The organism is Apibacter sp. B2966, assembly GCF_011082485.1.
GTDB lineage: Bacteria > Bacteroidota > Bacteroidia > Flavobacteriales > Weeksellaceae > Apibacter.
In genome coordinates, this window is sequence record NZ_CP049714.1 from 1,394,767 (window position 1) to 1,421,182 (window position 26,416).

Consider the following 26,416-nt stretch of genomic DNA (forward strand, 5'->3'; position numbering starts at 1 on the left):
TCTTGTTGTGGGCGATGCAGGATTCGAACCTGCGACCCCCTGCTTGTAAGGCAGGTGCTCTGAACCAGCTGAGCTAATCGCCCCTTTAAAACAAAGATATTTAAGAGCTTTTCTTTATTACTTTGTTCCGTAATTGGATTGCAAATATACGCTCATTTTTTATACTTGCAAATATTTTTTTAAAAAATTTCTGCTACTACAAAATTACTTCCTCCTATAAAAATCAAATCTTCTTTGTCAGACTGGGTTTTAGCGGCATCAAATCCTTTTGCAACACTATCGAATTTTTGATAATTTTTGAAGTATAAATCTATTTTTTCGGTATATTCATTGGGATGTAGCCCTCTTTGAATAGCCGGTTTTACAAAATAATAGATGGCATCAATCGGCAACAGTGGAAATATTTTATCTAAATCTTTACCTTTTACAAAGCCGATTACAATTCTCAGTTTTTTATAGGTTACCCGTTTAAATTGTTCGGCCAATTGTTTAAAGCCATCCTCATTATGGGCTGTATCGCAGATAATTATTGGATTTTCCCATTGCAAAATCTCCCATCTTCCTCTAAAGTTCATTGAATCTTTTACATGCAAAAGGCCCTTTTTAACCTGATCAACAGATATTGTAAATCCTTTATCATTTAAAACATCGATGATACTTACTACCGTTTTTTTATTTTTTTCTTGATATATACCTTTTAAATCTGATGGATAGTTTACCTTATTTTTTGTCGCATCTATATATTCGGCATTACGCTCTTGAGCAATATGTACTAGTAATTTTTTAACTTCTTCCTTATCTTCTCCAATAACTACAGGAATTCCGGGTTTAATAATCCCCGCTTTTTCTGTGGCTATTTTTTCAAGTGTATCTCCCAATAAATCCACATGATCCATCGATATACTGGTTATTGCACATACTTCGGGAGTAATGATATTTGTTGAATCCAACCTTCCGCCTATTCCAACCTCTATTACAGCTATATCAACTTTTTCTTTAGCAAAATAGCTAAAAGCCATAGCGGTTGTTAATTCAAAGAAGGAAGGATTAAAATCCTTAGTAAAATGATCTCTAATAGTAATTAAAAAATTATATACAAACTCTGCGGGGCATTCTTTTCCGTCAACCCTTATCCGTTCAGTGAAATTTTTAAGATGAGGAGAAGTAAATAATCCCACTTTATACCCGGCTTCTTTTAAAATGGAGGCGGTCATATTAGAAACACTTCCTTTTCCATTAGTTCCCGCAATATGTATAGATTTAAATTTTCTGTGAGGATTTCCTAAAATCTCACTCAGTTTTAATATATTTTCAAATCCGGGCTTATATGCAGAATTCCCGACATTTTGATAATTTGAAACTTGGGTATACAACCACTCTAAAATTTCTTCATATGTCTGCATGACTAAAAATAATACGATTTATATTATTAAAAATTAAAATACACTTAAAGTAATCCGTAAAATTTTAAATAACCATTTTTTAATAAAGAAATTATTTTTCTATACCTTTTTTACAATTCCCACATATTTTCCTTCAAATTCAACAATTATCGTTTGTAAATGATTTTGATTTACCCAATCCATAAAAGCGGAATTATCTCCGATATCATCACTGATAAAAAAGCCGTTTTTTTCTATTCTTTCCCATAGTAAAGGATAGGCCCACATTCTACCTTTATAACTTTTATCACTGTCATAATGAGCTATCTCAAAAGTCTGTTGTTCTTTGAATATTTTAGGCAGGGATTCTTTATCTGCTTGTCTAAATAATTTCCAATAGTTTCTAAGATTATCAGGAACTACACATCCAACAAATTTATCATTATTCCTGTCCAAATAAGGCATATCTGAACTATACAAATTTCCACCTCTTTTTTGTAAAGACAGTAGAGCCGCCAGAGAACTCCATCCGTAAGCTACTCCGGTTTCTATAACATTTTTAGCCTGAGTATATTCACATAATGCGTAGATAAGATCTAGTGCTCCAGCTCCGCCCATTTTAACCGGACAAGCCGCCTCAATTTTTTTGGACTCCTTCATTTGTCCTGCAAAATCTTTATATAAAGAGTATTCATTTTTTGTAATCTGGTAAATTGCATCATGCTGACTGATTGCTCTTTCTGCACACCATATTTCGGATTCTTTTTTTCCTTGAACCGCGCTCCCTCTGTCGAAAATATTTTTATAAATTTTTCTTACTAATTCCGGATATAATTGTGGTCTGGCTAAATAACCGAATAATGTTCTTAAAACTGATTGCATTTAGATTTTACTTTTTATTATACTGATATGATGCAAATGTAGTTAAAATACTTATACCATTAGATTGCGACATATATTGGACATATAGAGCGTTAATTCCCATGAAAAGGTTCGTTTTATCTTTTTTCAATTTTTATAATTAAATAATTAATAGTATACCGTTTGATTTATAAGTGAACATAAATTTAAAAATTATATTTTAGCTATATATATTATCCTCAATAATTCAAATCTTAATAATTCAATACAGTAATTAGCAATAAATGAGTATAATGCGAAAAACGATTAAAGATTTTATGAATAATGAGAAGTCCGTCGGGATACTTCTTATCTTGTGTACGATCCTTTCCATAATATTGTCAAATTCAACTTTTCACACTTTTTATCATAATTTTTGGGAAACATCGGTATCTTTCAAATTAGGAAATGAATATCTTTTTAGCACCCAGGGGAATCCATTAACTGTATCTGAGCTAATAAATGATGGGTTAATGAGTATATTTTTTTTAATGGTGGGATTGGAACTTATCCGTGAAATACATATTGGAAAACTTTCCAATCGTTCGCAAGCCCTTTTACCTGTTTTGGGAGCTATAGGCGGAATGATTATTCCTGCAGGAATATATGCATATTTAAATTTCGGAAAAGATACCATTTCAGGAGCCGGAATTCCTATGGCAACCGATATAGCATTTGCTTTGGGGGTATTGAGTTTATTAGGAAAAAAAATTCCCTTGTCTCTCCGTGTTTTTCTTACTGCCTTAGCTGTAATTGACGATTTAGGGGCTATTTTAGTTATAGCCTTTTTTTACACTAAAAAACTTTCTTGGATCTTTTTATTTTTTGCCTTATTCATATGGACGATACTATTACTTTTTAAAAAACTAAAGATCAATCATTTATATTTATATATAATCGGCGGTATAGGAATTTGGTATTGCTTACTTAATTCCGGTGTACATGCAACTCTTGCGGGTATACTACTGGCATTTGCCATACCCTTTGAAGGAGGTAATCCCCATGGTCAAGCCATGAAATTACTATCTATACTCCAATTACCTGTCAATTTTATAATACTTCCTCTTTTTGCACTTGCCAACACAGCCTTATCTATTCAATTAAATATTCAAGAGCTTTTCTCTCAATCGTACACTCTTGGAATATTTTTTGGCTTAATCGTTGGAAAACCTTTAGGAATTATTTTATTTACTTATCTGGCTTGTGCTTTGAAATTTTGTAGGCTTCCTTCGGAAACAGATTGGAAGCAAATGATAGGAATCGGTTTTTTAGGTGGAATTGGATTTACTATGTCTATTTTTATTACCTTACTGGCTTTTAATCCGGCTATACATGCCGACTATATAACTCATGCTAAAATTATGATTCTATTTTCCTCCCTATGTTCTGCTTTAATTGGATATATATACTTATATTTTATATTCCGAAAAAATAAAATCTAACAAAAATCTTTTGTATTTTCACACCTTTAAACCTAATAATAATATGAAAAAAATATTTTTATTACTTGTATTAACATTTTTTATAATGACCACGAACGCACAAATCTATAAAACTAAAACAGTAACAGATTCAAAGGGATATACTTATGAAACGGTAACGAACGATCCCTCCAATTCAAGAATTTATACACTGAAAAATGGTTTAAAAGTATATTTATCCCGAAATAATGATGAACCAAGAATTCAAACATACATTCCGGTACGTACCGGATCTGCTAATGATCCGTCCGAGAATACCGGTCTTGCTCATTATCTAGAGCATATGATGTTTAAGGGAACCAATAAACTCGGAACTTCTGATTGGGACAAAGAATCTATATTATTAAACCGTATTTCAGATTTATACGAACAACATAAAGCCGAAAAAAATCCAAAAAAGAAAAAGGAAATTTATAAAAAAATAGATGAAGTATCCCAAGAAGCATCTAAATACGCCATTGCTAACGAATACGACAAATTAATTTCAGAATTGGGCGCTACCGGAACCAATGCGCATACTTGGCTAGATGAAACGGTTTATAAAAACAACATTCCATCCAACGAATTAGAAAGATGGTTATTTGTTGAAAAAGAACGATTTTCCGAATTAGTTTTACGTCTCTTTCACACAGAATTGGAAGCTGTTTATGAAGAATTTAATCGCGCTCAAGATAACGATATGCGTTTAGTTAATTATGAATTAATGGATGCTCTATTTCCTACCCATCCTTATGGACAACAAACCACTATAGGAACATCCGAGCATTTGAAAAATCCATCCATGAAAGCAATTCATGAATATTATGAGACTTATTATGTTCCAAATAATATGGCAATTGTATTGGTGGGCGACTTAAATTTTGATGAAACCATACAATTAGTCGATACCTATTTCGGCAGTTTCAAATATAAAGAATTGCCCGTTTTGAAAAAACCCATTGAACAGCCGTTGACCTCTGTTGTTAAAAGAGTAGTAAAAAGTCCATCTTCAGAAAGAATCCAATTAGCTTTCAGGTGTAGTGGAGCCGGAAGCAAAGAGGCTCTTTACGTTAAAATGGTTAATATGATTTTGAATAATTCCGGTGCGGGGTTAATCGATATAAATATCAATCAAAAACAATTAGCTCAAGGGGCAGGATCGTATATATCTATTTTTAAAGACTATGGTCTTCATTCCTTATATGGAGCTCCAAGAGAAGGACAATCTTTGGAACAAGTACAAAAACTTTTACTAGATCAGTTAGAAATCATAAAAAAAGGAAATTTTGATGATTGGTTGATTAAAGCTATTGTCAACGATTTAAAAACGCAACGCATCAGCAGCTGGGACACAGCCAACGGGGTAGCAACTCAAATGTATAATGCTTTTATCCAAAATTTATCTTGGCAACAAATTTTAGATGAATTTAATGAGTTGGATAAAATGAATAAAGAGAGTATTGTAAAATTTGCCAATGAATTTTATAAGGATAATTATGTTGTGGTTTATAAAGAAAAAGGAACCAATGATAAACTGGTCCGCGTTGAAAATCCGGGAATAACTCCTATAACTTTAAATCGTACGGAACAATCAGATTTTTATAAAAAATTCTCGCAACTTCCCGAAAAAGAAATTCAACCTCAATTTATAGACTATAAAAAATTAATAACTTTTGATCATGTAAAAAATATTCCTCTTTCTTATATTAAAAATTCAAATAACGAATTAGGAAATCTATATTACATATTTGACTTTGGATCAGATAACAATGAAGAATTGGATCTGGCCTTAAATTATCTTTCCCTTCTGGGCACTGATAAGTATACAAAATCCAATCTTGAAAAAGAGTTCTATAAAATAGGAATCAGTTATTCTATTCAGGTTCAAAATGAACAAATATTCCTAAACCTGCAAGGTTTAGAAAAAAATATTCCAAAAGGTATAGAATTATTTGAACATTTTTTGCAAAATGCTAATCCTGATTCAGAAACATATCAAAAATATGTACAAACTATACTTAAAGCCAGAAAAAATTCTAAATTAAATAAACAGGCAATACTGAATGCTTTAGCTTTGTATGCCCGTTATGGAGAAAATAACAGGTTAAGAAATGCTATTTCTGAAGCGGATTTATTAAACAAAAAACCTGCGGACTTAGTTAAGATATGTAAAAGTTTATTCGATTACAAACATGAAATATTTTACTATGGACCGAATGAATCTGTTATTAAAAAAGCGGTTCAAAAATATCATAATTTCGGAAGCGGAAAAGAGTATAATTCCCCTATAACTTATAAGGAACTTGCTTCTGACGGCAGCTTGTTTTTTGCTCCTTACGATATGGTACAAGCCGAAATACTTTTCCAATCAAGAGGAAATAAATTTGATATAGCTAAAATGCCTTATGCAAAAGTATTTGGTGAGTATTTCGGCAGAGGTCTATCTTCCATTGTTTTTCAAGAAATTCGTGAAAGTAAATCATTAGCTTATTCTGCTTATGCCAGTTATACCATCGCCTCTGATAAGGATAAATACGATTATGTTTCTTCCTATATTGGAACTCAATCCAATAAATTACCACAAGCTGTTGACGCAATGAAAGATTTAATGAACAATATGCCTGAAATTACTAAACAATTTGAAAATGCTAAAAAAAGTGCTTTGAAACAAATTGCTTCAGACCGTATCACTAAATCAGCAATTTATTGGTCCTATCTTTCCGCCAAAAAAAGAGGAATTGATTACGATTTAAGAAAAGATATGTATTCTCAAATACAAACATTGCAACTTAAGGATCTTAAAGATTTTTTTAATCGTGAAATCAAGGGAAAAACCTATAATGTATCTTTAATTGGAAAAAAGGAAAATCTTAATTGGAATTCGGTTAAAAAATTAGGAACTGTTCATGAATTGTCTATTGATGAATTATTTAATTATTAATACATCTTATTCTACATGAATTGTTTAAATTAATATCCTATTAAAAAAGAAAATTTTCAAATTTTATAAGAAAAGAACCGAATAATTATATTCGGTTCTTTTTTACTTTTTATATAAACTAATTTTTTCGATCAGAAATGGTAAATGTAAATAGAGATTAAATATACAGATCTAAATCTCCTTTTCCCCGGCGGAGTATTTCCGGACTCCCGGAAGTTAAATCAACAACCGTAGAAGGAGTATAACCTCCCGCACCGCTATCAATAACAATATCTACTAATTTATCATATTTCTCGGCTATTAATTCGGGATCTGTAATATATTCTAAAATCTCGTCATCATCATGCGTTGAAGTGGATGCTATGGGATTGCCTAATTTTTCAACGATAATTCTTGGAATATTATGATCGGGAATTCTAATTCCTACTGTTTTTTTATTCTTATAATAAGAGGGCAGCGTATTGGAAGCCGCAAGAATATAAGTAAAAGGCCCCGGCAAAGTTCTTTTCAGAAGTTTAAATAGATTCGTTTCAATGGGCTTAGTGTACTGAGATAAATTTCTTAAATCATTACAAACAAAGGAAAAGTTTGTTTTTTCCAGTTTAACATTTTTAATTCTGGAAAGCTTTTCCATGGCTTTGTGATTAAAGATATCACAACCCAATCCATAAACCGTATCGGTAGGATAAACAATTATTCCTCCCTTTTTTAACACCTCAACTATTTCATTAATTGCTTTTTCTGAAGGATTTTCCGGATAAATTCTTAGGATTTTGGCCATAATGTTAATTCTTACAATTAGTAAACAATGTATTATTCTTTTACAAAATCCAGTGAAGCAGAATTAACACAATATCTCAATCCGGTTTTTGTAGGGCCATCATTGAACACATGTCCTAAATGACTCCCGCAATTAGCACAAAGGATTTCCATTCGGGTCATTCCATGAGAAGTATCTAATTTTTCGATAATTCGGCCTTTGGCTATTTCATGATCAAAGCTGGGCCATCCGCAATGCGAATCAAATTTTGAATCACTATCAAACAGAACCGCACCACAAGCTTTACATGTATACACTCCTTTTTCAAAATGCATATTGAATTTTCCACTGTAAGGAGCCTCTGTTCCTTTTTCTCTCAAAATGTAATATTCTTCGGGAGAAAGCTGCTTTTTCCACTCTTCTTCTGATTTTGTTACCTTCATTTTTGTTTCTTTTTTTGTTACTTCTAATCTGTCTTTAGAAATGCAAGATAGTATGAGTAATCCCAAACCTATACTACCTGCCGACTGAAACAGTTTATTGAATTTATTCATGGTAAAAAAACAAAATTCATTCCAATAGTAGAACTACATTTTCTTAAGGATTATCGCTAAATTCGTTATTGTAAACATCTAAAAGCAGGAAAAAGCCGGATAATAATATAGGACCGAAAATTAATCCGATAAATCCAAAAATATTCATTCCTAATATTACCCCAAAGATGGTAATTAACGGATGAACATCGTCCAGTTTTTTAAGTAATGTAAATCTCACGATATTGTCCGATGTTCCAATAATTATAATGCCGTACAATAAAATAAATATAGATTGCCAGGTTTCTCCGGAGGTGAACAATAAAATGGCAACCGGAACATAGGCCAATGCAGAACCTACAATAGGCAACATGGATGTAAATGTTGTAACCGCAAACCAAAACCATAAATTATCCAATCCTACAATGGCATAGCCGACAGCTCCTACCATTCCTTGAACAACAGCAACTAATGGGATGCCGATGGCATTGGATTGGATCATTTTTTTCAACCTTTGCCCTAGCCTTTCGGTATTTTGTTTTTTTAAAGGAGACCATTTTAAAAAGGTGCTTTCAATTTTCCTGATATTCATAATCATAAAATAGAATAAAACAAAGGAAAAGAAAAAAACAACTACAGAATTTACCGTTGAATTTAATATTTTAGGCACGACCCTGCCTACCCAGGTGGTCGCTTGAATGATATTGTCTTTGCTAAGTATATTTAGTCCGTATTTTGTTTGTAAATCATTTACAATACTGACCAGGGAATTATTTATTTTATCAAAATAAGTTATAGCCGTATGTACCTGAGAATAGGTCAATTCAATAATAAAATAAACCGGAATCGAAATGATCAATAAGGCAAGAAGAAAAACTATACTAATTGATATCCATTTTTTCAATCCCTTTTTTTCTGTCAGATATAAGAAAAAATCTTTGGATAAGGCATATAATGTAATTGCTCCTAAAAAGCTGGGAAGAAATATAGCCAACTGACTTATAATAAGGATAAAAAGAGATATTATTATAATCAAAAACAATATCTGATGTATTACTTTTCCACTTATTTTTTCATTCATTTATACTATCAATTTCTTATTATTTATACTCGCTAGTTAAGGTTGTTTCATTTTTATTAAATATTCAATAGCTTCTTCATAACCGGGTAATCCTTTGCCTTTAATCTGATGTACACAAGCATCTTTAATGACTGAAATTTTTCTAAATTCTTCTCTTTTTTCAATATCGGAAATATGAACTTCAATAGCCGGTGCGGTTACTGATTTTATAGCATCGTGTATTGCATAGGAATAATGAGTATATGCTCCCGGATTAATTACAATACCTTCACATTTAAAACCTTTTTCATGAATCTTATCAATAATCGAGCCCTCATGGTTGGTTTGATAGTATTCTAATTCCACATCAATAAATTTTTTTTGCAAATGTTTAAAATAATCTTCAAAAGAATAATGACCGTAAATATCTGTTTCTCTTTGTCCAAGCAGGTTTAAATTAGGACCGTTTATAATTAATATTTTCATAATCTTTTTTTACGAATATAAGGAAGAATGAATGAAATAAAAACATAAATTTTGGCGAAAAAGAATATTTAAGTATATTTGCACACCTGAAAAACATGCCCAGGTGGCGGAATTGGTAGACGCGCTGGACTCAAAATCCAGTGGTAGCAATATCGTGCGGGTTCGATTCCCGCCCTGGGTACATGTAAATCGCAACTTGTTTATTTATAAACAGTTGTGATTTTTTTATATAATATACCTATTTGATTTCTTTAACTTTTACCTAAACCTTTTTAGCACCCCCTAGCTTTACCGCCTGGTTTTTACTATCTTTTCGATCTCTCTGATTTTTATCGAATTTTTGTAAAAATTAGCTAATTTTATTTTTTATGACACCCGTTGCAACAGCAATATCTTTGGTTAATTTTGCTAAGGGTCTTTTAGTAAATTCTTTTTCATCATAAAAGTTGCCGTAAGCTAATTGATAGGCCTCTTCTAAGGTCAGATGAATATCGGGAAATGCTTGCTGTAAAGTTTCTATATATTTATCATTAAATAAAAATCTTTTCTTTATAATCTCTTGTACAATATCTCTGTGTTCATTTGCTATTTTATTATATTCAAAAACTTTGATATTTCCCTTTACTTTTTCTTGTAAACGTTGATCTTCATTTTCCTCATTTATCTTAGTGAAAACCTTTATTTCATCAGTTTTGCCAATAGCACCCAAATAGGTTTCCGGTTTGTAATCATATTTTATTAATTGGTGCTTAGGATTGGATTCATAGGGTGACAAATATTTTTCATAAGAAAAATCAACAGTTCCTTTACAGTCTCTATTGCAAACACTGCATGAAGGAATCAAATTAAAAAAATTTAGTGCTAATAAAGGATGTTTACTTTTGGGCAAGAAATGATCAAGTTCGGGCCTGGTTATTTTTTTTACCCCTTTAGATAAGGTAAATGTATATTGGCGATTGCAATAGCAACATACTTGTATTCCTAGTTTTTTTGTCAATTGATAGGATCCCCATTCTTTTTCCGGTGTAATTTTCTGAAACCAGTTTTCATAATCAAAAATCTTATTTAGCAAGATTTTATAATTCCTATATTTTTCTTCATAATCTTTATATAGAACGATGTCTTCTTCATTTGAACTTAAATCCAAACCTAAAATTCGACGACAATTAGTATGTAAATCATTAAGTATCTTTAAAACCTTTTTGAAATCTTTAAGTTCTTCACGGAATAAGGATTTATTTTTTAATTTTTTATATTTTTTATCAACACTTTTATTGTCTTTAAAGATTACTTTAATAAAAGAATCATATTGTGAATGATGCAACTTAATTTTTTTTATATTATTCTCAATATCATCGTCTTTTATTTTTCCTTGATGGATTAAATGTATCGTTTCAAATAAATTTTTATAAAAATCCACTCTTTTTTTAACTTCTTCAGAAATAAATGCAATGTGTTGATCTCTGGCAGTTAACAAATCAGATTCTGAAATACATTCTCGTATACTAATCATGAGTTTTGTTTTTAAGATTTTTAAGATAATTTAGTCTTTCTTCCAATTCTTGTATTTCATTTTCTATGGATGGCCCAAAAACCTCATTATACATTTTAATGAGCTTACTTTGGATTATATGTTCGTCAACCATACTGATTAAATTTCTAATCCTTAGTTGTTCTTCTTCTGAAATGTCAATGTGTTGATTATTGTTTTTATTTTCAATCATCTTATTCAAAACATGGATCACTTCTTCAATTTTCTTTTTAGCAAAATCTCCCACTAATCCATCTTCTAAAAAAAAAGAATCTGCCAATAAATTTGAAATATTAGCGCCAAAAGTTTTTCTTTTGTTTGTTAATACTTTTGTATAATTTTCACCTTTTCCCAAAAAAAGAATATTTTGATGAGGTATATCTGAAAGAGTTAGAGGGTCATGGGTGGTGAAAATGATTTGAAGCTTTTTATTAACAAAAATTAATGGTAGAACTTCTAAAAGCATGTTAATGTATTTCTTCTTCCACAAAGGGTGAAAGCATACATCAGCTTCATCCAGTAAAATTAAATATTCATCTGTATTATTCAATTTGTCCCTCTTTTTTTCAATACGAGAAACTTGTTCATTGAAAATTGAAAATTGTTCATACATCAATTTTTCACCACTGCTTAACTCTCTATCTGTAGAAAAATTAAATAAAGGCTCATCAGTAACTTTAAAATGTTTTTTAAATTCTTTTGTAAAATCCTGATATGCATCTATAATTTCTAATGTATTTAAATTACTAGCGTTGAAATAGTAATCGTGACGAATATCAAATTCATTTGATTTTTCAAATGTTGATAACAAAACATCAATTAATTTTTTTATTTCTTGTACAGGTAATTGAAATTCTATATTATTAACTTTGATATAGGCATTATCTAAATACCAAAAAAAAGCATCTTTAAGACCATAAATTTTTTTAGTTTTTAAATATTCCACGGTTTTACCTCCTCTTATAAAACCTTCACGTATGTATATGTTACCCGTTTCCTCAAAAATTAAATGTATTCTCTTTATTACAGCCTTTATAATATTTTCTTTTAATAAATGTTTTTCAAATGACTTTCTTACATAATAAAGCTTTTTTTTATAAAACTCTTTTTCACTATTAATTGAATTATATTTTCTCTCAAATATTCTTTCTTCTTCTTTTCGTTTTCTTTCTCTATCGTCTTTAAAATATTGAAAAAAAGGCTTAAATGTATCCGGTATATTATAATAATCTTTATTGGAATGATTTAATTTTATTTTTATATTATTTATCGTAGGCAGTCCCAGTTCTAATAATTTAGTATATACTTTTTTGTTTTTAATTAACCTAAAAATTCTTTCTAACATTGCATTATTATGAATTTTCAAGAACCTTGAAAATTCCGGGTCAGCATACTCACTATCTTTTTTTAATATTGAATATTTTGAAAGTGTTAGAACATTTTGGAGGGGTGAGCTGGTATTCGGAGTATCATCATATCCAAGAATTGAATTATAATAAAATATTAATTTGGAATTATGGGGTATTTTTTTACCATCCGTTCCTATAAATTGGCAGTTACCATCTCTTATGGCTTTTAGCAAAGTGGATTTACCCGCACCGTTATTTCCTACAATAGCGGATACCGATTGAATATTTTCTCCCCAAAAATTTGAAATGTACTTAGGCTCTTTTTTTGAACCGAATGAATTTTTATTTTCAATATAATTTAAATCTGTATCCATCGCCTCATTAACCAGATTTAGTGTTAACGCCTCATGATCTGAGCCGAAAATATAAGGCAAGGTCCTTTTAGGGATATGTATTTTAGAAATCATAATATATTAGTTTTTTCAGATAATAAAGATAAAAATTTGTCTTGATTGAAATAAATTTTTTAAATCTTTATTTTTTTATTTGTCTAACATATATTTTACATTCTAAACACCTTAAAACTTTTTTATATCTATAAACAGAGACGTTTTACTTAATGTTTCGATTAATTTTTTAAGGATTATATACATATATCGTAAATCGTATATCCGTTAAGTTCCTATACATTCTATACTTAGTAACAACGAAGGTATACCTCGGAAACAATAGGTATAACTTATCCTCCGGGCATACCCTCTTACCCCTAATTAGTTTCCAATGGCTATTTTATTACTTTTTAACTGCTTAACTATAATTTTTAAATTCTCATACTCATCTAAAAAAATAAGAGAACTTTAATAATAAAGCCTCTTATTGTTTTTAATGATTAAAATTTTGTGTAAACTAAGTTTTTCTCTAAACTATTTTAATTAAAAAATCTTTTTTAGGGTGTCTAACTTTTGGATAATTAACTAACCAGTCATTCTCTTCATCTCGGTAACCCAAAGGAAGCATGACAACACTTCTTAAACCAAGTTCGCGTAATTGTAAAAGTTCATCTATAGCTTGATTATCGAATCCCTCCATCGGAGTAGTATCAACTTTTAATTCTGCAGCAGCAGCAATCGATAAACCAAAAGCTATGTACGCTTGACGTGCTGCATGCTCAAAATTATTTTCAGCGGCTGAATTCAGATATACTCCTTTAATACGATCCGTATAGCTTTGATAAGCATCAGATGGCTGATTGCGTTCTCTTGTTATATGTCCGTAAATGGTATCGATTCTTTCTTCTGTATAATTATCCCAAGCAGCAAAAACTAAAATATGTGAACAATCTTCCACTTGTTTTTGGTCCTTAGACAAGGAAACCATCTTTTGCTTTAATTTCTGATTAGTAATTTCTATAACCTTAAACGGTTGTAATCCGGAAGAAGTGGGAGCTAACCAAGCTGCTTCAATGATTTGATCTACCAACGATTGTTCAACTTTTTTTGAGGCATCGAATTTTTTTGTTGCATACCTCCATTTAAGTGAGTCTATTAATTCCATATAATTAATTTTAAATAATATTATTTTGATTCTGATTTATTCTTGCATTTATTCTTACATTTTGTCGTAACAATAGATAATAACTTATAAAATTCTTTCTGAAGTTCTGATAATTCATTTTGCTCCATTTCCAATTCTGCCTTAAGGGTATGAGGAATTATCCATGCTTCATCTTTCATTTTCCTCCCTTGATCTGAAAGATGAATCAACATATGTCTTTCATCTCTAGTAGACCGACATCTCTTTATAAGTCCGTTTTCCTCCATTCTTTTAAGCAGTGGAGTTAAGGTTCCACTATCTAGCCACAACATTTCTCCTATATCTCTCACGCACATTTCTTCATTTTCCCATAAAACTAACATCACTAAATACTGAGGATAAGTTACCCCTAATTTTTCTAAATGTGGCCTATAAAGCGTTGTAATCAATCGGGACAACGCATAGATGGGAAAACATAATTGATCTTTTAATTGTAAACTTTCCATATTGTTTTTAGATTGAGTAAAATTAAATTGCACACAATTAATATGCAAGTTTTTTAGTTTATTTTATTAATAAATTTATTTTCAAGAGTTCTTACTTGGTTTAATTATATACTATTTCATTTTATAGAATTTACACCTCCCAAAAAACTAATTTATTATAAACTTATAATGGTTCGGATGATTTAAAATGTTCTCCATGCAGTAAATGTTGTAATTTAATATGAGTTTCTATATACTATTTGTACCTTTGCACAAATCCTAATCGTATAAAGACTTAAAAAATTTAATCAATTAAATGATTGAGTTAAAAAATATTACTAAAACATTCGAACATAAAGGCAAAAAAAACATAGCCCTTTCCAATATTTCTCTGTCGGTTTCCGAAGGAAAAATAGTTGGTGTTATTGGTGAATCCGGTGCAGGAAAAAGCACACTGATAAGATGTGTTAATTTACTGGAAAGACCTAATTCCGGAGAGGTTTGGATTGATGGTCAAAATTTGATGGAATTATCTCCTTCCAAATTAACCTCTGCCCGTAGAAATATAGGAATGATTTTTCAGCATTTCAATCTGCTTTCCTCCCGAACTGTATTTGATAACATTGCTTTTCCCTTGGAATTAAATCATACTCCCAAGACTAAAATAAAAAATAGAGTTTATGAATTGGTTGAACTGGTAGGACTTACGGATAAATTAGACAGTTATCCGACGAACCTTTCCGGAGGACAAAAACAGAGAGTTGCTATTGCCAGAACGTTGGCCAACAACCCTAAAGTTTTATTATCCGATGAAGCAACCAGTGCTTTAGACCCCTCCACTACTCGCTCCATTTTATCTCTACTCAAAGATTTAAATAAAGAGTTGGGAATCACTATTTTATTGATTACCCATGAAATGGATGTGGTAAAACAAATTTGTGATGATATAGCTGTCATGAACGGTGGAAAACTAATTGAGCAAGGAAGTGTTTCTGAAATTTTTTCAAATCCTAAAACGGAATTAGCTCAGCGTTTTATATCTTCATCCTTACATTTAGAGATACCGGTAGATTATCAAAAACGCATTACCCATATGCCGGAAGAAGGAAAACATCCTTTACTAAAACTACAGATATCTGGTAATACGGTAGATGAACCGGTATTATCCGAAATTTCCAGATTATTTGATATTAACAACAATATTATAAGTGCTCAAATGGATTATGCGGGGGGCGTTAAATTCGGGGTCATGCTAACGGAAATTATCGGTACGATTTCTAAAGAAATGGCTGCCATTGAGTATTTAAAAAGTAAAAACATTAAAGTAACTTTATTAGGATATGTCTAATTCAATTATTGATCTCTTAGCAAAAGGAACTTGGGAAACCATAGTCATGACTTTTGTCTCCGGCTTTTTCGGTTATTTGATAGGATTGCCTGTCGGAATCCTTCTATTTATTACCCGCAAAGGCCAATTTAAAGAAAGTCTTGTTTTCAATCAAACGGTCTCTACCCTAGTAAATATATTCCGCGCCATTCCTTTTATTATTTTAATTGTTTGGATGATTCCTTTTACGCGGATGATTGTAGGAACTTCCATAGGAGTACCTGCAGCTTTAGTTCCTCTAAGTTTGGGAATTGCCCCGTTTATCGCCAGAATGGTTGAAAACAGCCTGTTGGAAGTACCGAATGGTTTAGTTGAAGCTTCGAAAGCTATGGGAGCAACTCCTTTTCAAATTATTAAAAAAGTATTGTTACCGGAAGCTTTGCCTTCATTAATTAATTGCGCAACCATTTCTTTAATTACTTTAGTCGGTTATTCGGCTATGGGAGGAACTGTTGGAGCCGGAGGATTGGGAAAAATTGGATATCAAGAAGGATACGTAAATAAGAATATGGAAATTATGAATTTTGTTTTATTATTATTAGTTTTACTTGTTTTTGCGATCCAATTTGTCGGAGATTATCTTTCAAAAAAAGTGGATCATCGTTAAAAATTAAAAAAAGTCTAAAATAATATGATAATGAGAAAACTAATAGTATTTACCTTACTTGCTTCTGTTTTTTTTCTAAGTTCTTGCAAGAATGACCGGGCAAATAATCCTAATTATATTAAGGTTGGAGTTGAATCGGGGCCGGAGTTTGTGGTTGCTCAAACCGCTCAAAAAGTTGCTAAAGAAAAATACGGGCTAGATGTTGAATTGGTAGAATTCAATGATTATATTTTACCGAATACAGCACTTAATGATGGGGATATTGATATTAATATTATTCAACATAAACCATTTTTGAATAATATCATCAAACAAAGAGGATATAAACTTGCCATAGTAGGTAATACTTTTATTTATCCATTGGCCGGATATTCTAAAAAAATAAAATCGCTTGATCAATTACAACCCGGCAGTACGATAGGAATTCCAAATGATGCCACTAACAGAGGAAGAGCATTATTGCTTCTTCAAAAAGAAGGATTAATCAAATTAAAAGACCCTAAAAGCCTTATTTCCAGCGCTTCTGATATAATTGAAAATCCTAAAAATTTAAAGATAGTCGATATGGATCCTGCTATTTTAACTGAAATTCTAAATGATGATAAAGTAGCTGTTGCCATTATTAATAATACATTTGCAGCCAAAGACGGTTTTACATTAAAAGATGGTCTTTTTGTTGAAGACAAAGATTCCCCTTATATGAATATAATCGTTTCAAGAGAAGATAATAAAGATGCTAAAAATGTAAAAACATTTGTTAAAGCTTATCAATCGGATGAAGTTGCAGAAACTACCGATCGAGAATTTAAGGGAGGAGCTGTTAAAGGTTGGTAATTTATCCGTTTTTAATCAATCAAATTTTAATGAAGATTTTTAGATGGATTAAATGGATTTTTATTGGTTTATTGGTACTTTCTATTGTAATGGTTTTTGTATACAAATGGTTGCCTGTTCCATACACAGAACTTATGTTAAAAAGATTTTTTGTGAATGGCTCAAGCATTGAAAAAAAATGGATTCCGATAGAACGTATGAATAATTCCATAAAACTTGCGGTAATTTCCAGTGAAGATCAAAATTATTTTAAACACGGCGGATTTGATTTTAAAGAGATTCAAAAAATAATTGAAAAACAAGGATCTCCCAAAAGAGGAGGAAGCACCATTTCACAACAAACCGCAAAAAATGTTTTTTTATGGGAGGGTAGAAATTATGTTAGAAAGGGTCTGGAAGTATATTTCACTTGCCTCATTGAGTGGATTTGGGGTAAAAAAAGAATATTGGAAGTCTATTTAAATGTAATAGAATTCGGTAATGGAATTTATGGGATTGAAGCCGCTTCTCAACATTATTTTCACAAATCGGCTTCTCAGCTCACAAAAAGCGAGGCTGCAACTTTAGCTGCTCTTTTACCCAATCCTCGTGAATATGGAAAAAAAATTAATGGAAAGTTCATTCAAAAAAGAAAACTATGGATCATGCGACAAATGTCTAATTTACAAGGCTCTGTAAAATTTCTGTAGTATACATAACTTAAAAAAAACTAAAAATGCTTAAAAAGATTCTCTTCTTCTGCTTACTTTCTCAGCTATGTTTTTCTCAGCAGGCTTTAGAAAAAGTATATAGCTCATCCGTCAATGGTATACAATTATTCAATCCCGATACGAATGATGAAACTCCTTTTATCTCCATGAACAAAGGTATGTTTGTGCTTACTTTTGACCTGTTAGATAGAGGCTACGAAAAAATTTACTATACTATTAAGCATTACGATAGAAATTGGAATGAAGATCATCTTTTTGAATCAGAATATATCGACGGATATACCTTACCTCAAATATACGATTATCAACCTTCCTTTAATACGAGACAAAATTACACTCATTATACCTTAGAATTCCCAAATAAAGACATGCAACCTAAGGTATCCGGAAATTATCTCCTAACTGTTTTTACTAATAACCACAAACCTTTATTCAGTAAGAGAATTGCGTTTTACGACGATTTTGCTCATATTAATGTCGGATATGAGAGGTATTCTACATCTAAAAACCCGAACATAACACAGCGAGTAAAAGCACAAGCTGTCGTTTCGGGAATAAATTCAATCTCCACCCGACAACTTTCTTTATGTTTACTTCAAAATAACAATTGGCAAACTGCGATCTTTAATATAGAACCACAGTTTGTAAACGGTAATTCTTTCACGTTCGGACAACTTACCAATGCTTTTGAAGGAGGTAATGAATTTTATACATTCGATACCAAAAATATTTCCATCCCGGGTTACGGAGTTTTTAAATCGGAAGAAAATAACCCACTTTATCTTACCTATTTATATTCCATTGCTCCGTATCCGCTTGACTATGCCTATAATCCTGATGTCAACGGTGCTTATTATTTCAGGAGATTTGATCTTAACCAGGAAAGGGATGCACGAACAGAAGGCGATTATACTCCGGTAACATTTTCTTTGGAACTTAAACAGCCTTTAGAAAATAAAGATTTGTATGTTGTAGGATTATTCAATAATTATGAACTTTCCGATTCTAATCGGATGATTTACGATGAAAATCAAGGTTTATACGTAAAAACAATGCTATTAAAACAAGGGTATTATAATTACACTATTGCAACCGTTGACAAAAAAAACAACCATTTTAGCATTTCAGAAATTCCCGGTTCATTTTGGCAAACAGAAAACCTATATCAAGGTTTGTTATATTATACTCCTTTTGGTGGTACTTATGACGCACTTATAGGCTACGGAGAAATTAGAGCCAACAGATTATAATTTTTATCTAGTTATACGGTATTTAAAATTTGAATAAAAATGATTAAAATACCCTTATATTTCTATAGGTTTACTATTTTTGTTACATATTAAAATGAAATAGAATCAAATTTATGTATATCCTTTTTAAAAACATACACCATTATGTAGGTATGATTACCCTCGTTTTTGTATTATTACTTACTGTTGTATCGTTTATTTATTATTTACAGGAAAGACCTGTCAGTGGTCAGGTGAAAAGAATTTCTCTTATAACTTTGATATTCACACATACACAGATACTCCTTGGAATACTATTATTTTTCAGCTCTCCTATCTTTCAAAATGCCGGTATGAAAGATATTATGGGAATTGCTGCAATACGAAGAAATTATATAGAACATCCTTTCTCTATGGTTTTGGTTGGAGTTTTAATTACAATTGTAAATGCAAAAATTAAAAAAGCACCTAAAATTTCAGTTTGGACACTTCTTATGTCTGTCGTCTCACTTGCTTTAGTACTTGGAATGATACCTAGAGCATTTTGGAACAGTTTATTACCCTAAAAGATAAATAATTAAAAATCATTAAAGTATATATTTATGAAAATTGCAATTGTTGGAGTAAGCGGAGCTGTTGGGCAAGAGCTTCTCAAAGTTTTAGACCAAAGAAATTTTCCTTTAACTGAATTAGTACTTTTCGGATCCAAGAGAAGTGCAGGACAAGTTTATAAATTCAAGGACAAGGAATATACAGTCAAGGAACTTCAACATAATGACGATTTTAAAGGGGTAGATATTGCTTTAGTTTCTGCAGGAGGAGGTACTTCGTTGAATTTTGCGGAAACCATCACTAAATATGGTGCGATCATGATTGATAATTCATCTGCGTTTAGAATGGATGATGATGTACCCTTAGTAGTACCGGAAGTAAATGCGGAAGATGCATTGAATACTCCAAAAAATATTATTGCAAATCCAAATTGTACAACCATTCAAATGGTGGTATCTTTAAAACCAATTGAACAATTATCACATATAAAAAGGGTGCATGTTTCTTCATATCAATCAGCATCCGGAGCGGGAGCTTCTGCAATGAAAGAATTGATTGAACAAGCAAAACAATCAACTGCCGGAAAGGAGGTTCTAGTTGAAAAATTTGCTCATCAATTGGCTTTTAATTTAATCCCCCATATTGATGTGTTTACAGAAAATGGATATACTAAAGAAGAAATGAAAATGTATAATGAAACTCGTAAAATTATGCATTCCGATATACAGGTATCTGCAACCTGCGTTCGTGTTCCTGTTATGCGAGCACATTCTGAAAGCATATGGGTGGAAACTGAGGACGAATTAACCGTTGAACAAGTTAGAAACGCTTTTGAAAATTTTAATGGGATAATTGTTGAAGATAATCCTTCAGAAAAAAAATATCCTATGCCTTTATTCTTATCAGGAAGAGATGAAGTTTTTGTAGGAAGAATCAGGAAAGACCTTACCAATCCTAAAGGTATTGCTTTCTGGAGTGTAAGTGATCAAATACGTAAAGGTGCTGCTTTAAATGCTGTTCAAATTGCAGAATATTTGATTAAACATAAAAAAAGATAAATCGCAATCTATACCATAGATGAAAAAGTGTATCCGAATGAATCCAATCAGATACACTTTTTTAGTTTATACGAAATAAAAACTACAAGTTTTGTAACTTTGCTTTTATGAGTGCCTTAAAAACTTTAAATCCATATTTTTTAAAACACAAAAAACTCCTTCTGTATGGAGTTGTATTTATAATACTTTCCAATTTTTTAACTATTTATCCTGTAAAATTTATTGGAAAGGCCATTAACATTATTGCTCAATCTCTTACCCATTCAGATTCGCTAGATAAAAAGCAATTAATGAAGCAGCTTCTTCTTTATGGAGGAATTATTGTGCTGGCTCCAATCACTTCCGGAATCATGAAGTTTTATATGAGGCAAACCATAATCGTTGCTTCCAGAAGAATCGAATTTGAACTTAAAAATAATATATATAAACATTATCAAACACTTTCTTTCAGTTTTTATAAAAAATCTAAAATAGGAGACCTCATGAATCGCATCAGCGAAGATGTGGTAAATGTCCGTCAATATTTAGGCCCAGGAATTATGTATAGTGCCAACTTATTTATAATGCTTATACTGATTCTCGGGTATATGCTGGCTTCTGATCCGGTGATGACCTTTTATGCAATCCTTCCCTTACCCTTCCTTTCTTATTTTATATACAACCAAAGTACTATTATTAATAAGAAAACTAAAATTGTACAAGGCAAACAATCGGAACTTTCTTCATTTGTTCAAGACTCTTTTTCCGGGATAAGAGTTATCAAATCGTTCACTAAAGAAGACTATATCATATCAAAATATATAAATCAATCCAATCAATATAGAAATGAATCGCTTTCGCTTTCAACCACAGAGGCCATTTTTTCTCCTTTAATGGTTTTAATCATCGGATTAAGCAACTTATTTATACTCTATATTGGAGGCCAAAGATATATAGATGGTAAAATAAACGTCGGGACTATTACAGATTTTTTTCTTTACCTTAATGTTTTAATTTGGCCATTTACAGCTTTAGGATGGGTTATATCTATGGTCCGAAGAGCTGAAGCCTCCATGGAAAGAATTAATGATTTCTTGAACGTTAAAGAGGAGGTTAAAAATACCAACTTTAATGTATATCCTATAAAAGGTAAAATCAGATTTGAAAATGTTTCTTACACCTATCCGAATACAGGAATACAAGCTCTTAACCGTGTATCTTTTGAAATACAACCCGGAGAAACGATTGTGTTTATGGGAAAGACCGGATCGGGAAAAACAACTATTGCTCTGTTATTGGAACGTCTTATTGAGCCGGATTCAGGAGCAATTTATATTGATGATGAACCTTTATCCCAACATAATTTAAATGTAATACGAGATAAAATCGGATATGTACCTCAGGAAAGTTTTCTTTTTTCGGATACCATTTTCAATAACATTTCTTACGGGGTTGAAAATGCGACATTGGAACAAGTTGAAAAATATGCTAAAAAAGCAGAAATTCATTCCAATATTATCGAATTTAAAGATAAATATCAAACGGAAGTAGGTGAACGAGGGGTAACCCTATCGGGAGGTCAAAAACAGCGTATATCGATTTCAAGAGCATTGATTAAAGATCCTACCATATTTTTATTTGATGACAGTTTATCCGCTGTCGATACTGAAACAGAAGAAAAAATATTATCTAATATTGAAAATGACATTGATATTAAAACAACAGTAATTATTACTCACCGCGTTTCATCCGCTAAACATTCAGATAAAATCATTGTACTGGATCAAGGGCAAATAAATGAGATAGGAACTCATGCAGATCTTATTTTAAATCAAGGTTTTTATTCTGAATTATATAAAAAACAAATTACGCAAAAACTATCATAAAAACAATTGTAATATTAAGAGTATTTTTTATATTTTTGCTCTGTTTAAACAAAAAAAATTAAATTTTATTATCCCTTAAAAGATATTATTTAAGGCAATAAAAAACAAAACACATATATGATGAATGATTTTGAAAATGTAGAGAAGAAAGAAAATGAAATTTTCTCTAAAGTATTAAGAGCAGGAAAAAGAACTTATTTTTTCGATGTAAGAGAAACTAAAGCAGGTGATTATTATTTAACAATTACTGAGAGCAAAAAGAATATTTCCGAAGAAGGCGCTTTAGGTTTCAAGAAATTTAAAATCTATTTATATAAAGAAGATTTTAAAAATTTCAAAGACATCTTTGAAGAAACTACCGCTTTCATTATTAAAGAAACCGGAGAAAAAGTTATTTCCGAAAGACATAGAGACGATTTTCATCTTCAATCCGAAGAAAATAAAGACAATGCAAATTCAGCAAATATATCAAATTATACTAACGTTGAATTCGATGACATTTAGATAACATTTTTTAAAAATATAAATTTATACCATATAAAAAAACAGATATTTATCTTGAAAATATCTGTTTTTTATTGCACCTATTTCATTAACTTTTATTTAACATATTCTAAACATTGTGTTAAATATATATAAAAAAAGTTAAATTGATCGTATAAATATCTATATGATTCTTATTTTTGATCAACATAAATTAGTTGTATCATCTTTGAATATATGAAGTCTTTAATAAAAATACTCTCTGTAATTATAGTAATTTCAACTTCTGCTACCTCGTGTGTATCTAATTACGTAGCAAGTAATAACGATACCTATAAATATCCTACCACTAACGAAATGCTGGTTTATCATCCTAAAACTGTTAAACTTTACAGTACGGCATCGGTTAGTGATGAAAATTATTCTACAACATTAAGAAAAGATGCTGCTTTACTAGAAAACAGCAATATCTATGCCGAAAGCAGATTTTCAACTAGAGCTTATAATTTGCTAAGTGAAGCCAGAACTTATTTAGGAACTCCTTATAAATACGGAGGAACAACAAGAAGAGGTATAGATTGCTCTTCTTTTGTTCAGCATGTGTTTGCTGCATTAAACATTTCTTTGCCTCGAACATCAATTGAACAATCCCATAGAGGAACTTTCGTTTCTAAACATAATCTAAAAAAAGGAGACCTTATTTTCTTTGCTCATACTCCTAAAAGCAGAATTTCTCATGTAGGTATTGTTGAAAGCGTAAGTCCAACCGGGGAAATATTTTTTATTCACGCGTCTTCATCCAAAGGGGTTACTATTTCTTCTCTGGATACTGCTTATTGGAGCGCGAAATTTAGAACAGGTAAAAGAATTTTAGATTCTGATATAGATATTCAAAAAATACATGAAGAAGCTCAAAATGATACTAGCCTAGCTAAAGCTTCTGTATAAAAATTAATTTTAACACTACGAAGGGGTGCTGTATATAACGGCTGAGATTATACCCTAAGAACCTGGACAAGTAATGTTGTCAAGGGAAATCTTAGATAAAGATTTCAAATTATTGAAATCTTATTTTTTTTAGTCCTGTAACATATCCCTGAAATTTATTTATTATGAAAAAAAGGGATTGGTTTTATTTATTAGTTATCGCTCTTTTTAGTTTAAGCCTACAAGGACAGATTAAGAAAGATTCTTTAATTGAATTGAAAGAAATTATTGTTTCAGGCAATGCTCCCATAACTAAAGAACGTATTACCTCAAAACAACTTGAAGGCAAAAATTTAGGTCAAGATATCCCCTACTTGTTAAAAAATAATCTTTCGATAGTTTCTACTTCAGATGCCGGAGCGGGGGTGGGTTATACCGGTTTAAGAATAAGAGGCAGTGACCAGACACGAATAAATGTTACTTTAAATGGAGTCCCTATCAACAATGCAGAATCTCAAGGTCCTTTTTGGGTAAATATGCCTGATATTGCCTCTTCATTATCTAACCTTACCATACAAAGGGGTGTAGGTACGTCAACGGAAGGAACGGGATCTTTCGGTGCTAGTATTAATGCTAAAACTCAAACACCGTCCAAAACACCATATTTTCAATCAGATCAATCTGTAGGTTCGTTTAAAACACATAAGCACACCTTTGGATTGGGGACGGGTAAATTTTTTAATGACGCACTTACTTTAGATGCCAAAGTATCTCTTATAAAGTCTGATGGATATATAGACCGTGCGTTTTCTGATCTTTTCTCTTATTATGTCCATGGTCTGTACGAAAAAAATAAGACATCTATCGGGTTAATGACATTTGGCGGACAAGAAAAAACCTATCAAGCTTGGAATGGTGTTAATGAAGAAATGATGAAGAAAAGAAGAACTTTTAATTCATGCGGAGCCATTTATGATCAAGATGGAAATATTATCCGATATTATAGTAATGAAACCGATAATTATAATCAAGATCATTATCATTTATATTTTAAACAAAGGTTTACTAATTCTTGGGTATTAAATTCCACGCTTTTTTATACTCGTGGTAAAGGATATTATGAAGAGTATAAACAAGATTCCAAATTATCCAATTATAAATTAAAGAATCTTATTATAGGCAATGAAACCATTTCGCGTTCAGATTTGATTCGAAGACAATGGCTGGATAATAATTTTTACGGAATATTAAATCGTGTAACCGGAACGATTAATAATTGGAATCTTGAAATTGGAATGGGTGCAAATACATATAAAGGATATCATTACGGAAATGTTATTTGGGCTCAATATTTTTCAAATGGTCTGAAAGATCATGAATATTACAGAAATAAAGCCAATAAAGACGAGTTTTCAGGCTTTTTTAAAGCAATAGTAACTCTAACACCCAACTTGGACTTATTTGGAGATATTCAATATCGATCCATACAATATAAAGGTCATGACCTCCCGGGTGGAGAAAGTGTTTATAAGAATGGTGGACCTATAAAATTTGATAAAAACTATAATTTTATTAATCCCAAAATCGGAACATCGTATAAAATTGATAAAGGTTCTATCTATGTCACCTATGGATTAGCTCAACGAGAACCCAGCCGAAACGACATATTGGAAAACAAAAATGTAAAAGCAGAACTTCTTCATAATGTGGAGTTTGGAATCCAACAAAATTTCCGTGAATTTTCATATTCTGCAAACTGGTACGGAATGTATTATATTAACCAATTAGTATTAAGCGGTAAAATAAATGATGTAGGAAGTTTTATACGAGAAAACAGCGGTAAAAGTTATCGAACCGGAATTGAACTTTCGGCAGCCTATCAATTTTCATCTCAATTTTCACTTTCTGCTAATTCAACCTTAAGCATTAATAAAAATATAAATTTTAAAAAGGAAACTGATTCAGATATAAAAAAACTAGGAAATACTACGATCGCTTTCTCTCCCGCTTATATTGGAAATGTTATAGCAGAATGGAAGCCTATAAAAAATTTAAATTGCAAATGGATGAACCAATACGTTAGCAGTCAATATCTTACCAACGAAGAGCCTAAAAATGGAAAATTGGGCAGTTATTTTATTTCTGACATGATATTTGAATTTTCTCCATCACTTTTTTCAATGAAATCTTTTAATTTGAAACTTGCCTTAAATAATATTTTCAATACTAAATATGAAAACAACGGATATTATTATGATAATACTCCTTTTTATTATCCTCAAGCCGGATTTAATTTTTTAACAGGCATCAGCTTTAAATTCTAACTATATGCTTTTGTGAAAAC

At 31.1% G+C, this 26,416-nt stretch carries 23 protein-coding genes, 2 tRNA genes and 1 riboswitch; of the genes, 14 read left to right on the forward strand and 11 right to left on the reverse strand.

The window, feature by feature from the left end; translation table 11 throughout:
• Positions 1 to 8: 8 nt before the first annotated feature.
• From G8C43_RS06045 to G8C43_RS06055, 3 genes are all read right to left on the reverse strand, one after another.
• Positions 9 to 83, reverse strand: a tRNA-Val gene (locus G8C43_RS06045).
• A gap of 96 nt (positions 84 to 179) precedes the next feature.
• The gene (locus G8C43_RS06050; RefSeq protein WP_166004796.1) at positions 180 to 1,403 is read right to left on the reverse strand and encodes a bifunctional folylpolyglutamate synthase/dihydrofolate synthase; all 1,224 of its coding nucleotides are present in this window, start codon (positions 1,401 to 1,403) and stop codon (positions 180 to 182) included.
• Between the two features lie 99 nt (positions 1,404 to 1,502).
• A complete protein-coding gene (locus G8C43_RS06055; RefSeq protein WP_166004798.1) occupies positions 1,503 to 2,264 on the reverse strand; it encodes a class I SAM-dependent methyltransferase in 762 nt (253 codons plus the stop codon).
• Positions 2,265 to 2,560: 296 nt separating this feature from the next.
• On the opposite strand from G8C43_RS06055, the gene nhaA reads away from it, so the two are divergent.
• Positions 2,561 to 3,724, forward strand: a complete 1,164-nt coding sequence (gene nhaA / locus G8C43_RS06060) for a Na+/H+ antiporter NhaA (protein ID WP_255490337.1) — start codon at positions 2,561 to 2,563, stop codon at positions 3,722 to 3,724.
• 43 nt (positions 3,725 to 3,767) lie between these two features.
• Complete coding sequence (locus G8C43_RS06065; protein WP_166004802.1) at positions 3,768 to 6,683, forward strand: M16 family metallopeptidase; 2,916 nt, start codon at positions 3,768 to 3,770, stop codon at positions 6,681 to 6,683.
• Between the two features lie 157 nt (positions 6,684 to 6,840).
• Here G8C43_RS06065 and G8C43_RS06070 read toward each other — a convergent pair whose 3' ends face one another.
• From G8C43_RS06070 to aroQ, 4 genes are read right to left on the reverse strand one after another with little or no spacing between them, the layout of a single operon-like run.
• Positions 6,841 to 7,464 (reverse strand): L-threonylcarbamoyladenylate synthase, encoded by a 624-nt coding sequence (locus G8C43_RS06070; protein ID WP_105296848.1) that lies wholly within the window; start codon positions 7,462 to 7,464, stop codon positions 6,841 to 6,843.
• A gap of 32 nt (positions 7,465 to 7,496) precedes the next feature.
• On the reverse strand, positions 7,497 to 7,997 hold the full coding sequence (gene msrB, locus G8C43_RS06075) for a peptide-methionine (R)-S-oxide reductase MsrB (RefSeq protein ID WP_166004804.1): 501 nt from the start codon (positions 7,995 to 7,997) through the stop codon (positions 7,497 to 7,499).
• 43 nt (positions 7,998 to 8,040) lie between these two features.
• Positions 8,041 to 9,057, reverse strand: a complete 1,017-nt coding sequence (locus G8C43_RS06080; protein ID WP_166004806.1) for an AI-2E family transporter — start codon at positions 9,055 to 9,057, stop codon at positions 8,041 to 8,043.
• Positions 9,058 to 9,093: 36 nt separating this feature from the next.
• Positions 9,094 to 9,522, reverse strand: coding sequence for a type II 3-dehydroquinate dehydratase (gene aroQ, locus G8C43_RS06085; protein WP_105296851.1), 429 nt, complete (start codon positions 9,520 to 9,522; stop codon positions 9,094 to 9,096).
• Positions 9,523 to 9,619: 97 nt separating this feature from the next.
• Between aroQ and G8C43_RS06090 the strand changes: the two genes are divergently transcribed.
• Positions 9,620 to 9,703 (forward strand) — tRNA-Leu (locus tag G8C43_RS06090).
• Between the two features lie 168 nt (positions 9,704 to 9,871).
• Here G8C43_RS06090 and G8C43_RS06095 read toward each other — a convergent pair.
• The 4 genes from G8C43_RS06095 to G8C43_RS06110 all read right to left on the reverse strand — a co-directional run bounded on the left by G8C43_RS06095 (position 9,872) and on the right by G8C43_RS06110 (position 14,441).
• Positions 9,872 to 11,035, reverse strand: a complete 1,164-nt coding sequence (locus tag G8C43_RS06095; RefSeq protein WP_166004808.1) for an HNH endonuclease — start codon at positions 11,033 to 11,035, stop codon at positions 9,872 to 9,874.
• Positions 11,028 to 12,869 (reverse strand): AAA family ATPase, encoded by a 1,842-nt coding sequence (locus G8C43_RS06100; RefSeq protein ID WP_166004810.1) that lies wholly within the window; start codon positions 12,867 to 12,869, stop codon positions 11,028 to 11,030. Before G8C43_RS06100 ends, G8C43_RS06095 begins: the two co-directional genes overlap by 8 nt.
• A 451-nt stretch (positions 12,870 to 13,320) precedes the next feature.
• A complete protein-coding gene (locus tag G8C43_RS06105; protein ID WP_160541640.1) occupies positions 13,321 to 13,956 on the reverse strand; it encodes an NAD(P)H-dependent oxidoreductase in 636 nt (211 codons plus the stop codon).
• A gap of 20 nt (positions 13,957 to 13,976) precedes the next feature.
• A complete protein-coding gene (locus G8C43_RS06110) occupies positions 13,977 to 14,441 on the reverse strand; it encodes a MarR family winged helix-turn-helix transcriptional regulator (protein WP_166004812.1) in 465 nt (154 codons plus the stop codon).
• A gap of 295 nt (positions 14,442 to 14,736) precedes the next feature.
• Here G8C43_RS06110 and metN point away from each other — a divergent pair, with 295 nt between their 5' ends.
• The 11 genes from metN (at position 14,737) to G8C43_RS06165 (ending at position 26,396) form a co-directional block, all read left to right on the forward strand.
• Entirely contained in the window at positions 14,737 to 15,768 is a 1,032-nt protein-coding gene (gene metN / locus G8C43_RS06115) for a methionine ABC transporter ATP-binding protein MetN (RefSeq protein WP_166004814.1), read from the forward strand.
• Complete coding sequence (metI, locus tag G8C43_RS06120) at positions 15,761 to 16,414, forward strand: methionine ABC transporter permease MetI (RefSeq protein WP_105296857.1); 654 nt, start codon at positions 15,761 to 15,763, stop codon at positions 16,412 to 16,414. Before metN ends, metI begins: the two co-directional genes overlap by 8 nt.
• A gap of 30 nt (positions 16,415 to 16,444) precedes the next feature.
• Positions 16,445 to 17,248, forward strand: a complete 804-nt coding sequence (gene metQ / locus G8C43_RS06125; RefSeq protein WP_221411563.1) for a MetQ/NlpA family lipoprotein — start codon at positions 16,445 to 16,447, stop codon at positions 17,246 to 17,248.
• Between the two features lie 29 nt (positions 17,249 to 17,277).
• A complete protein-coding gene (gene mtgA / locus G8C43_RS06130; protein ID WP_166004819.1) occupies positions 17,278 to 17,937 on the forward strand; it encodes a monofunctional biosynthetic peptidoglycan transglycosylase in 660 nt (219 codons plus the stop codon).
• 26 nt (positions 17,938 to 17,963) lie between these two features.
• Complete coding sequence (locus G8C43_RS06135; RefSeq protein ID WP_166004821.1) at positions 17,964 to 19,208, forward strand: type IX secretion system plug protein domain-containing protein; 1,245 nt, start codon at positions 17,964 to 17,966, stop codon at positions 19,206 to 19,208.
• Positions 19,209 to 19,321: 113 nt separating this feature from the next.
• The gene (locus G8C43_RS06140) at positions 19,322 to 19,753 is read left to right on the forward strand and encodes a hypothetical protein (RefSeq protein WP_105296861.1); all 432 of its coding nucleotides are present in this window, start codon (positions 19,322 to 19,324) and stop codon (positions 19,751 to 19,753) included.
• Between the two features lie 36 nt (positions 19,754 to 19,789).
• Positions 19,790 to 20,797 carry an aspartate-semialdehyde dehydrogenase gene (locus G8C43_RS06145; RefSeq protein WP_166004823.1) on the forward strand — a complete coding sequence of 336 codons (1,008 nt, stop codon included), beginning with the start codon at positions 19,790 to 19,792 and terminating at the stop codon, positions 20,795 to 20,797.
• Positions 20,798 to 20,904: 107 nt separating this feature from the next.
• Positions 20,905 to 22,662, forward strand: coding sequence for an ABC transporter ATP-binding protein (locus G8C43_RS06150; protein WP_160541633.1), 1,758 nt, complete (start codon positions 20,905 to 20,907; stop codon positions 22,660 to 22,662).
• Between the two features lie 120 nt (positions 22,663 to 22,782).
• Positions 22,783 to 23,166, forward strand: a complete 384-nt coding sequence (locus tag G8C43_RS06155; protein ID WP_105296864.1) for a DUF3276 family protein — start codon at positions 22,783 to 22,785, stop codon at positions 23,164 to 23,166.
• Between the two features lie 216 nt (positions 23,167 to 23,382).
• A complete protein-coding gene (locus tag G8C43_RS06160) occupies positions 23,383 to 24,093 on the forward strand; it encodes a C40 family peptidase (RefSeq protein WP_160568781.1) in 711 nt (236 codons plus the stop codon).
• A gap of 11 nt (positions 24,094 to 24,104) precedes the next feature.
• Positions 24,105 to 24,199: riboswitch (TPP riboswitch) on the forward strand.
• Positions 24,200 to 24,257: 58 nt separating this feature from the next.
• A complete protein-coding gene (locus G8C43_RS06165; RefSeq protein WP_166004826.1) occupies positions 24,258 to 26,396 on the forward strand; it encodes a TonB-dependent receptor in 2,139 nt (712 codons plus the stop codon).
• Positions 26,397 to 26,416: the final 20 nt, after the last annotated feature.

What these genes read in the sequence shown, in the direction of transcription:
- G8C43_RS06050 (WP_166004796.1), bottom strand. Translation starts at nt 1,403, where the DNA reads ATGCAGACATATGAAGAAATTTTAGAGTGGTTGTATACCCAAGTTTCA.
- G8C43_RS06055 (WP_166004798.1), bottom strand. Translation starts at nt 2,264, where the DNA reads ATGCAATCAGTTTTAAGAACATTATTCGGTTATTTAGCCAGACCACAA.
- nhaA (WP_255490337.1), top strand. Translation starts at nt 2,561, where the DNA reads ATGAATAATGAGAAGTCCGTCGGGATACTTCTTATCTTGTGTACGATC.
- G8C43_RS06065 (WP_166004802.1), top strand. Translation starts at nt 3,768, where the DNA reads ATGAAAAAAATATTTTTATTACTTGTATTAACATTTTTTATAATGACC.
- G8C43_RS06070 (WP_105296848.1), bottom strand. Translation starts at nt 7,464, where the DNA reads ATGGCCAAAATCCTAAGAATTTATCCGGAAAATCCTTCAGAAAAAGCA.
- msrB (WP_166004804.1), bottom strand. Translation starts at nt 7,997, where the DNA reads ATGAATAAATTCAATAAACTGTTTCAGTCGGCAGGTAGTATAGGTTTG.
- G8C43_RS06080 (WP_166004806.1), bottom strand. Translation starts at nt 9,057, where the DNA reads ATGAATGAAAAAATAAGTGGAAAAGTAATACATCAGATATTGTTTTTG.
- aroQ (WP_105296851.1), bottom strand. Translation starts at nt 9,522, where the DNA reads ATGAAAATATTAATTATAAACGGTCCTAATTTAAACCTGCTTGGACAA.
- G8C43_RS06095 (WP_166004808.1), bottom strand. Translation starts at nt 11,035, where the DNA reads ATGATTAGTATACGAGAATGTATTTCAGAATCTGATTTGTTAACTGCC.
- G8C43_RS06100 (WP_166004810.1), bottom strand. Translation starts at nt 12,869, where the DNA reads ATGATTTCTAAAATACATATCCCTAAAAGGACCTTGCCTTATATTTTC.
- G8C43_RS06105 (WP_160541640.1), bottom strand. Translation starts at nt 13,956, where the DNA reads ATGGAATTAATAGACTCACTTAAATGGAGGTATGCAACAAAAAAATTC.
- G8C43_RS06110 (WP_166004812.1), bottom strand. Translation starts at nt 14,441, where the DNA reads ATGGAAAGTTTACAATTAAAAGATCAATTATGTTTTCCCATCTATGCG.
- metN (WP_166004814.1), top strand. Translation starts at nt 14,737, where the DNA reads ATGATTGAGTTAAAAAATATTACTAAAACATTCGAACATAAAGGCAAA.
- metI (WP_105296857.1), top strand. Translation starts at nt 15,761, where the DNA reads ATGTCTAATTCAATTATTGATCTCTTAGCAAAAGGAACTTGGGAAACC.
- metQ (WP_221411563.1), top strand. Translation starts at nt 16,445, where the DNA reads ATGAGAAAACTAATAGTATTTACCTTACTTGCTTCTGTTTTTTTTCTA.
- mtgA (WP_166004819.1), top strand. Translation starts at nt 17,278, where the DNA reads ATGAAGATTTTTAGATGGATTAAATGGATTTTTATTGGTTTATTGGTA.
- G8C43_RS06135 (WP_166004821.1), top strand. Translation starts at nt 17,964, where the DNA reads ATGCTTAAAAAGATTCTCTTCTTCTGCTTACTTTCTCAGCTATGTTTT.
- G8C43_RS06140 (WP_105296861.1), top strand. Translation starts at nt 19,322, where the DNA reads ATGTATATCCTTTTTAAAAACATACACCATTATGTAGGTATGATTACC.
- G8C43_RS06145 (WP_166004823.1), top strand. Translation starts at nt 19,790, where the DNA reads ATGAAAATTGCAATTGTTGGAGTAAGCGGAGCTGTTGGGCAAGAGCTT.
- G8C43_RS06150 (WP_160541633.1), top strand. Translation starts at nt 20,905, where the DNA reads ATGAGTGCCTTAAAAACTTTAAATCCATATTTTTTAAAACACAAAAAA.
- G8C43_RS06155 (WP_105296864.1), top strand. Translation starts at nt 22,783, where the DNA reads ATGAATGATTTTGAAAATGTAGAGAAGAAAGAAAATGAAATTTTCTCT.
- G8C43_RS06160 (WP_160568781.1), top strand. Translation starts at nt 23,383, where the DNA reads ATGAAGTCTTTAATAAAAATACTCTCTGTAATTATAGTAATTTCAACT.
- G8C43_RS06165 (WP_166004826.1), top strand. Translation starts at nt 24,258, where the DNA reads ATGAAAAAAAGGGATTGGTTTTATTTATTAGTTATCGCTCTTTTTAGT.